This is a genomic window from Mycobacterium sp. TH-M82 (assembly GCF_057473605.1).
This window is the reverse complement of the sequence record NZ_JBYCKY010000369.1, coordinates 1-5,466: the sequence shown is the minus strand read 5'-3', so window position 1 is coordinate 5,466 and position 5,466 is coordinate 1. Positions and strand designations below refer to the sequence as shown.

At 69.0% G+C, this 5,466-nt stretch carries 6 protein-coding genes; all 6 read right to left on the bottom strand.

Features of this window, described 5'->3' with window-relative positions; genetic code table 11:
• A complete protein-coding gene (locus tag AC2VON_RS11515; RefSeq protein WP_486953082.1) occupies positions 1-1,197 on the bottom strand; it encodes an argininosuccinate synthase in 1,197 nt (398 codons plus the stop codon).
• Between the two features lie 24 nt (positions 1,198-1,221).
• Positions 1,222-1,701: an arginine repressor gene (locus AC2VON_RS11510; protein ID WP_486953081.1), complete on the bottom strand. Its 480-nt coding sequence runs from the start codon at positions 1,699-1,701 to the stop codon at positions 1,222-1,224.
• 7 nt (positions 1,702-1,708) lie between these two features.
• Positions 1,709-2,635: an ornithine carbamoyltransferase gene (argF, locus tag AC2VON_RS11505; protein WP_486953080.1), complete on the bottom strand. Its 927-nt coding sequence runs from the start codon at positions 2,633-2,635 to the stop codon at positions 1,709-1,711.
• On the bottom strand, positions 2,635-3,819 hold the full coding sequence (locus AC2VON_RS11500) for an acetylornithine transaminase (RefSeq protein ID WP_486953079.1): 1,185 nt from the start codon (positions 3,817-3,819) through the stop codon (positions 2,635-2,637). The genes argF and AC2VON_RS11500 overlap by 1 nt, the downstream gene beginning before the upstream one ends.
• Positions 3,816-4,688, bottom strand: coding sequence for an acetylglutamate kinase (gene argB / locus AC2VON_RS11495; protein ID WP_486953078.1), 873 nt, complete (start codon positions 4,686-4,688; stop codon positions 3,816-3,818). The genes AC2VON_RS11500 and argB overlap by 4 nt, the downstream gene beginning before the upstream one ends.
• Positions 4,685-5,466, bottom strand: a 782-nt coding sequence (locus AC2VON_RS11490) for a bifunctional ornithine acetyltransferase/N-acetylglutamate synthase (RefSeq protein ID WP_486953077.1), incomplete at its 5' end; no start/stop codon positions are given. The genes AC2VON_RS11490 and argB, both read right to left, overlap by 4 nt.

Below are 5,466 nucleotides of genomic sequence, written 5' to 3'. Positions count from 1 at the left end.
TCACCGTGCGTCCCGGGCTGCGGAGATCTTCGACGACAACCCGTGCAGCTGCACGAACCCGCGGGCAGCCGACTGGTCGAACGCGTCGCCCTCGTCATAGGTGGCCAGGTTGAAGTCGTAGAGCGATTCTGCGCTCCGGCGGCCGTTCACCGCGATGTGGCCGCCGTGCAGCACCATGCGGATCTCCCCGGACACGTGCTGCTGGGTGTGGGCGACGAACGCATCCAGGGCGGCCTTCAGCGGCGAGTACCACAGACCGTCGTAGACCAACTCGGCCCAGCGCTGGTCGGTGTGCCGTTTGAACCGTCCCAACTCTCGCTCCAGGGTGAGGTGCTCGAGTTCGGTGTGCGCCGTGATGAGCACCATCGCGCCTGGTGCCTCATAGATTTCGCGGCTCTTGATGCCCACCAGCCGGTCCTCGACGACGTCGAGCCGTCCGACGCCTTGGGCGCCGGCGCGGTGGTTGAGCTCGGTGACGGCCTCCAGCACGCTGACCTGATGGCCGTCGACCGAGACCGGCACGCCGCGCTCGAACCCGACGACCACCTCGTCGGGCGTGTTCCAGTTGACGCCTGCGTCTTCGGTGTAGGCGTAGACGTCCTTGGTCGGCGCGTTCCAGAGGTGTTCTAAGAAGCCGGTTTCCACCGCGCGGCCCCAGACGTTCTGGTCGACGGAGAACGGTGAATGTTTCGTGACATTGATCGGGATGGCGTTCTGCTCCGCGAAAGCGATGGCCTTCTCCCGGGTCCACGCGTAGTCGCGGACCGGCGCCAACACCTCCAGCTCCGGTGCCAGCGAGGCGAAGCCGACTTCGAACCGGACCTGGTCATTGCCCTTGCCGGTGCAGCCGTGTGCGACGATGCCGCCGCCGTGCTCGCGCGCGGCAGCCACCAGGTGCTTGGCGATCAACGGCCGGCTGATCGCCGACACCAGCGGATAGCGGTCCATGTACAGCGCATTGGACTGGATCGCGGGCAGGCAGTACTCTTCGGCGAACTCGTCACGGGCGTCGACCACGACGGCCTCGACGGCGCCGCAGTCCAGCGCACGCTGGCGCACCACCGCCATATCCTCGCCGCCCTGGCCCAGGTCGATCGTGACCGCGACCACCTCACGCCCGGTCTCCTTGCCGATCCAGCTGATAGCCACCGAGGTGTCCAGGCCGCCGGAGTACGCCAGGATGACGCGTTCGGACATGAGTCGATCTCCTTTGAGTCTGCTTCAGCTCTTCTGGAACTCTTCCAGCACGGCGGCGAGCTCGGCGCCGGTCATCGGCTCGCGAGCCGCCACGAAGATGGTGTCATCCCCGGCGACGGTGCCCACGACGTACGGTAGTGCGGCTCGGTCGATCGCGCTGGCCAGGTAGTCGGCCGCGCCCGGCGGGGTGCGCAGCACCGCGAGGTTCCCACTGGCGTCGGTGGACACCAGCAGCTCGCCCAGAAGCCGGGACAGCCGCCCGGTGCCCCCGGAGACCCCGCGGACCGGGCTGCCGTCTTCGGGGATGACGTAGCCGCCGACTCCCCCTCCCGCACCCCGCAGCTTCACCGCGCCGAGTTCCTCCAGGTCCCGCGAGAGCGTGGCCTGGGTGACGTCGATGCCCTCGGCGGCCAGCAGAGCGGCCAGCTCGGTCTGGCTGTGCACCGGCGCCGACGACAGCACCTCGACAATGCGCGCCTGCCGGCCGGCTCTGGTCATGGTCATGCGCGCCTCATTGAGACTGCTCCAGCAGCCACGCCAGCAGCGCCTTCTGCGCGTGCAGCCGGTTCTCGGCCTCGTCCCACACCGCACTGTGCGGGCCGTCGATCACGTCGTCGGTGATCTCATGACCTCGGTGCGCCGGAAGACAGTGGAGCACCACCACCTCCGGGTCGGCAGAGCTGACGAGTTCGGCGTCGACCCGGAACGGCCGGAACGGCTTCACCCGATTGCGCCCATCGCTTTCCTGGCCCATCGACGTCCAGGTGTCGGTCACCAGCACGTCGGCGTGCGCCGCGGCGCTGCCGGGGTCGGTGGTCACCGTCACCGACCCGCCGGTGGCCGCGGCACGTTGCTGCGCGGCGGCCACGACGGCCGGGGCCGGCGCGAAATCGCCCGGCGCGGCGATGGTGACGTGCACACCGGCGGTCACCCCGCCGAGGAGCAGAGAGTGCGCCATGTTGTTGGCGCCGTCGCCGAAGTAGGACAGCCGCACGCCTTTCAGCGATCCCTTCCGCTCGGCGATGGTCTGCAGGTCGGCCAGCACCTGACACGGATGGAACTCGTCGGAGAGCGCGTTGATCACCGGTACCGTCGCGGCACCGGCCATGGCGCTCAGTCGATCCTGGCCGAAGGTGCGCCACACGATCGCGCCGACGTAGCGAGACAACACCCTGGCGGTGTCCTCCAGCGTCTCCTCGCGGCCCAGCTGGGTGCGACTGCCATCGACGACGACGGCGTGGCCGCCGAGTTGGGCGATGCCGATCTCGAACGAGAACCGGGTGCGGGTGGAGTTCTTGTCGAAGATCACCGCGACACCGCGCGGCCCTGCCAGCGGGCGGCAGCTCAGCGGGTTTCTCTTCAGTTCGGCTGCCAGGGCGAGGATCTCGGCCTGCTCGGTGGGCGAGACGTCGTCATCACGCAGGAAGTGACGGGTCATCACGGCTCCCGCCGGGCGGTGTCGAGAATGCGGGGCAGTGCGCTTAGGACTGCGTTGACCTGGGCTTCGGTGATGATCAGCGGCGGCGCCAACCGCACGAGATCGCCGGCGGCGGCGTTGACCAGGAACCCGGCCGCCCGGGCCGCGGCCTCGACGTCTTTGGCGCGCGGCGCGGTGAGTACGACGCCGAGCAGCAGACCGCGGCCGCGGACGTGGTCCACCAGCGGGTGCTCCAGCGCCTCGATGCCGTGGCGCAGCGTCTTGCCCATCACATCGGCGTGGTGGACCAGATCCTCCTCGGCCAGCACCCGCAGCACCGCCAGCGCGGCTGCGGTGCAGACCGGGTTGCCGCCGAACGTGCTGCCGTGCAGCCCCGGGGTGAGCAGGGTTGCGGCAGCCCCGGTGGCCAGGCAGGCCCCGATCGGCAGACCACCGCCCAGGCCCTTGGCCAGGGTCAGAACATCCGGGGTAATTCCGTCATGCTGGTGGGCGAAGAACGTTCCGGTGCGGCCGATTCCGGTCTGCACCTCGTCGAGCACCAGCAGCGCCCCGTGGGCAGCGGTGATCTCGCGGGCGATGGCCAGATAGCCGTCGGGCGGGACCACGACACCGCCCTCCCCCATGATCGGCTCCAGAAACACCGCGGCGGTGTCGTCAGCGACCGCATCGGTCAGCGCGGCGGCATCGCCGTAGGGCACGTGGGTGATGTCACCGGGAAGCGGCGCGAACGGTTCCTGCTTGTCCGGCTGACCGGTCAATGCCAGCGCACCCATCGTGCGGCCGTGGAAAGCGCCTTGGGCAGCAACGATTTTGGTGCGGCCGGTGAGCCGGGTCAGCTTGAACGCCGCCTCGTTGGCCTCGGCGCCGGAGTTGGCGAAGAACACCCGCGCCGGTGTGCCCAGCAACTCGACCAGCGCCTCGGCCAGGGCGACGCCCGGCTCGGTGGCATACAGGTTGGAGGTGTGGCCCAGCGTCGTGATCTGAGCGGTGACTGCCTCGACGATCGCGGGGTGGCAGTGGCCGAGGATGTTGACCGCGATACCGCCGAGCAGGTCCAGGTAGGCAGTGCCGTCCACGTCGGTGACGACTGCGCCGCCGCCGCTGGCCAGCGCCACCGGCGGGGTACCGTAGTTGTCCATCATCACGGTCGACCACCGCTGTTGCAGCTGCTCGGTGCGGTTCATCCGCCGACCACCTTCGTTCCGGTTCCGGCGTCGGTGAACAGCTCGACCAGCACACAGTGTTCGACCCGGCCGTCGATGATGTGTGCGCTGGGCACCCCGCCGGCGACGGCTCGCAGGCACGCCTCGACCTTGGGCGCCATCCCGGCCTGCAGCCTCGGCAGCAGCTGCGTCAGGGCGGCGGTGTCGATCTCGCTGACCAGCGAGTCGGTGTCCGGCCAGCGGGTGTAGAGGCCCTCGACATCGGTGAGCATCAACAGCTTTTCGGCACCCAGCGCTTCAGCCAGCGCCGCGGCCGCGGTGTCGGCGTTGATGTTGTGTACCACGCCGTCGGCGTCGGGCGCCAGGGTTGACACCACCGGAATACGTCCTGCCGCAATGAGATCGCGCACCGCATCGGAGTTGACGTGGCCTACCTCGCCGACCAGGCCGATGTCGGTGCTCACCCCGTCTACGGTGACGCTACGGCGTACCGCGGTGAACAGTTGGGCGTCTTCGCCGGTGATGCCCACGGCGTAGGGTCCGTGCGCGTTGATCAGGTTGACCAACTCACGACCCACCTGGCCGAACAGCACCATCCGCGCCACGTCGAGCACTTCGGGCGTGGTGACCCGCAACCCGCCCTTGAAGTCACCGGCAATGCCCAGCCGGGTCAGCATGGCGCTGATCTGCGGCCCGCCGCCGTGCACGACGACCGGATGGATGCCGCAGTTGCGCAGGAACGCCATGTCGGCGGCGAACGCCTGCTTGAGGGTGTCGTCGGTCATCGCGTTGCCGCCGTATTTGACGACGACGATCTTGGTGTGCAGCTGCTTGAGCCAGGGCAGCGCTTCGGCCAGCACCTGCGCCTTGACGTGCGTGGGGATGCTCATGAGCTATAAGCCGAGTTCTCTTCGACGTAGCCGTGCGACAGATCGGTGGTGCGGATCGCGGCCTGACCGGCGCCCTGTCCGAGGTCGACGCAGACCTCGATGTCCGGGCCCGACAGATCCGCCTGGCGGGCATCCGGTTCGGGCAGTCCCCCGCTGAAGACCGGTGAACCGTTGAACGACACCGTGATCCGGTCCGGGTCGATAGAAAACGGCACCATGCCGACCGCGGCCAGCACTCGGCCCCAGTTGGGGTCCGACCCGAACAGCGCTGTCTTGACCAGGCTGTCCCGGGCGATCATCCGGGCGGCCAGCAGTGCGTCGTCGTCGCTGCCCGCGCCAGTGACGGTGACGGTGATCCGCTTGGTGACCCCTTCGGCGTCGGCCTGCAGTTGGGCGCAGAGGTCGTCGCAGGCCAGCAGCACGGCGGCATCCAGATCGGCTTGACCGGGTGCGATCTCACTGGCACCGGACGACAACAGCAGCACGGTGTCGTTGGTGGAGCAGCTGCCGTCGATGTCGAGGCGGTCGAATGTGGCCGCGGCGGCCCGGCGCAGCGCCCGGTCGAGCATCGAAGCCTCCGCGACCGCATCGGTGGTCAGCACACACAGCAAGGTCGCCAGCGACGGCGCCAGCATACCTGCGCCCTTGGCCATTCCGCCCAGTGTCCACGTGCCGGGGTGATGCAGCGCAACCTGTTTCGGCGTGGTGTCGGTGGTCATGATGGCGCGCGCGGCCTGCTCGCCGCCGGTCAAGCCGCCGGCCATCTCGTGCACCAGAT

Bases quoted from the DNA above. Each gene is read 5' to 3' on its own strand.
- argB (WP_486953078.1), bottom strand. From the start codon at position 4,688: ATGAGCATCCCCACGCACGTCAAGGCGCAGGTGCTGGCCGAAGCGCTG.
- AC2VON_RS11510 (WP_486953081.1), bottom strand. From the start codon at position 1,701: ATGACCATGACCAGAGCCGGCCGGCAGGCGCGCATTGTCGAGGTGCTG.
- argF (WP_486953080.1), bottom strand. From the start codon at position 2,635: ATGACCCGTCACTTCCTGCGTGATGACGACGTCTCGCCCACCGAGCAG.
- AC2VON_RS11500 (WP_486953079.1), bottom strand. From the start codon at position 3,819: ATGAACCGCACCGAGCAGCTGCAACAGCGGTGGTCGACCGTGATGATG.
- AC2VON_RS11515 (WP_486953082.1), bottom strand. From the start codon at position 1,197: ATGTCCGAACGCGTCATCCTGGCGTACTCCGGCGGCCTGGACACCTCG.